This window comes from Halomonas sp. BM-2019 (assembly GCF_017584085.1).
In genome coordinates, this window is the sequence record NZ_CP071922.1 from 3,899,473 (window position 1) to 3,902,342 (window position 2,870).

Sequence of the window (2,870 nt, forward strand, 5' to 3'; positions counted from 1 at the left end):
ATCGAGATGCCTGTTGGGTAAGACGATACGACGCTCTATCCGGCTTGGGTCAATACTCGAGAGCTCTAGCCAGCGTGATAGCTTATAGCGAGAGAGAGCGCTGTCTTCCATGCCGACTCGAATTGGCGCCGTTGAGTCGAGACGGTCAAGGAAATTCGGATGGACTAAAATTGCGTCGGCACCAATTGAGTGCGACATCACCAAGGCGACGCAGAGATCGAGTGCGGTCAAGCTTTGCAAAGCGATGGCGTTATCGAGGCTCAGCATTGCCGCCCCGGCCGCTTCATTGGTCAGCATGCGAATAACACTCACGTCAGACATCAGCATAGTTATGCTGATGTCCGCTGGTTGTTGTTCACGATGTAAGTGATGTTGCAAATAGAAAGGTTGATAACCTAACCAAGAATTGCCAACAAGGTTGGTCGGATCGCGCTCTCGGTTACCACAGGCTGTGACGAGCGTCATCGCTAACGTAATGAGTAACGTTTTAAGTGCTAGTCTTCTTTGCCAAGAGTGGACCATCGGTTACCTTAACAGCCGCGACTGTGGTATAGACGTCAAATAAATGCGAGTGCATCGCCAAACAATTGGTCGCGGGGCAATCCGGCTGCAATGAACGCATCGCGCGCAACGCGCACCATTTCAAATCGCCCAGCGATATAAATATCATAATCAGCTAAATTAGCAGTTTCTGCAAGCACTGTCGGGATTACTAATCCAGTAAAGCCGTTCCAACCATTCTGCGGCGACGATTCAACCACCGGGCGATAGCTGAAACGCTGGTCGCTGGCAGCTAAAACGCTAAGTTGGTCATGAAGATAGAGGTCTTGGGGTTGCTTACCACCCCAATAGAGCTCAATGCTTCGTTCACTCGAACTGGACAAATGTTGCTGCAGAATTGACCACGTATAGGAGAAGCCAGTTCCGCCAGCGACCAGTAACAAAGGCCGCTCGCTGGTTGCCGTGTAACCTGCATCGCCAGCTGGAATCTTCACCGTCAATTCGCCGTCTTGACGAATTTTCTCAATGACTTCCCAAGCGTACGGATTGTCTGGTGCGGCACCAATATGGAGCTGCACATGGGTTGTTTGTGCTGGTGTTGAGGCAATGGAGAACGGACGCTCGTCTCGTTCACCCATCACCACCATTAAATATTGCCCAGCAACGAAATCAACTGGCGCTGGCAATTCCAGTTCAACTAAATAGACAAACCCATTCAGTGCGTCACAACGCCTGACTTTTGTTACTAATTGCTTCATGTATTAAGAATCCAAAATTCCAAGTTCGTCCCACAAATCATCGACCCGCTGTTTCACTTGCTCGTCCATGACAATCGGCGTGCCCCACTCCCGGTCGGTTTCACCCGGCCATTTATTGGTGGCGTCTAAACCCATTTTCGACCCTAAACCGGACACTGGCGAAGCAAAGTCCAAGTAGTCAATTGGTGTATTTTCGATCATCACCGTATCCCTAGCCGGATCCATGCGTGTGGTAATAGCCCAAATCACGTCTTTCCAGTCGCGGGCGTTGACATCGTCATCACAGACAATCACAAATTTGGTATACATAAACTGACGTAAAAACGACCACACGCCAAGCATGACGCGTTTGGCATGTCCCGGATACGACTTCTTCATCGTCACAACCGCCATACGATACGAACAGCCTTCAGGCGGTAAGTAGAAATCAACAATTTCTGGAAACTGTTTTTGCAGAATCGGCACAAACACTTCATTTAACGCCACACCAAGAATTGCTGGCTCATCCGGCGGGCGCCCGGTGTAGGTGCTGTGATAAATCGGGTCGCGGCGGTGGGTGATATGCGTCACAGTGAACACCGGGAACTCGTCCACTTCATTATAATAGCCGGTATGGTCGCCATACGGACCTTCTGCGGCCATTTCACCCGGTTCAATATAGCCTTCCAAAACAAACTCAGCGCTCGCCGGCACCTGCAAATCATTACTAATGCATTGAACCACTTCGGTTTTACTATCTCGTAATAAACCAGCAAATGCGTACTCAGACAGGGTGTCCGGTACCGGTGTCACTGCCCCTAAAATGGTTGCTGGGTCTGCGCCCAAGGCAACCGCCACCGGGAAACGTTGTCCCGGGTTCTGCTGGCAGAACTCACGAAAATCGAGTGCGCCACCACGGTGACTCAGCCAGCGCATAATCAGTTTATTTTTACCAATCAGTTGCTGGCGATAAATACCGAGGTTCTGCCGTTTCTTTAATGGCCCTTTGGTGACCGTCAGTCCCCAAGTGACCAGCGGTGCAACATCGCCAGGCCAGCAATGTTGTATTGGAATTTGCGTTAAATCGACTTCATCTCCACTCAGCACGACTTCTTGACATGGGGCCTTCTTGACGACCTTTGGTGCCATCGACAGCACTTTCTTCAACAGCGGTAACTTGCTCATGGCGTCTTTGAAACCAGCCGGCGGCTCAGGCTCTTTCAGATAGGCTAGTAACTTACCTACTTCACGCAAGGCTGCAACATCGGTTTGCCCCATCCCCATAGCCACCCGCTCCGGCGTGCCGAATAGGTTTGCTAGTACTGGAATGTTGTGTCCTTTTGGGTTTCAAGGTGCGGTCAGCAATTTCGGTCATCTCTAAATAAGGGTCGATTTCTTGCTGAATACGTTTCAGCTCACCGCGCTCCTCAAGCTGAGCGATGAAATCTCTTAAATCACGATATTTCATACTGGCTGCCATATTAATGTTAGTGGTTGCAGTATATCAGTTTTAAGCCGCTAATCCTCTACTGCAATGTGGATTGCAAAACCATTGTGATTGGCTTTGGTGCGGGTATGGATTATGATTAAAATCTAAACATGAAGTGGGGTTTTGACAAACTCGAATTATCT

At 49.7% G+C, this 2,870-nt stretch carries 2 protein-coding genes and 1 pseudogene; all 3 read right to left on the bottom strand.

All coding sequences use genetic code 11. The features are described 5' to 3' along the window. Window positions 1-465 (bottom strand): hypothetical protein (locus J5F18_RS19305; RefSeq protein ID WP_346300132.1); only part of this gene is annotated, 465 nt, incomplete at its 3' end. Between the two features lie 92 nt (window positions 466-557). Next, on the bottom strand, window positions 558-1,259 hold the full coding sequence (gene fre / locus J5F18_RS19310) for an NAD(P)H-flavin reductase (protein WP_346300133.1): 702 nt from the start codon (window positions 1,257-1,259) through the stop codon (window positions 558-560). A gap of 3 nt (window positions 1,260-1,262) precedes the next feature. Continuing rightward, window positions 1,263-2,706, bottom strand: a pseudogene (ubiD, locus tag J5F18_RS19315) (4-hydroxy-3-polyprenylbenzoate decarboxylase). Window positions 2,707-2,870 lie beyond the last annotated feature (164 nt).

Bases quoted from the DNA above. Each gene is read 5' to 3' on its own strand.
- fre (WP_346300133.1), bottom strand. From the start codon at position 1,259: ATGAAGCAATTAGTAACAAAAGTCAGGCGTTGTGACGCACTGAATGGG.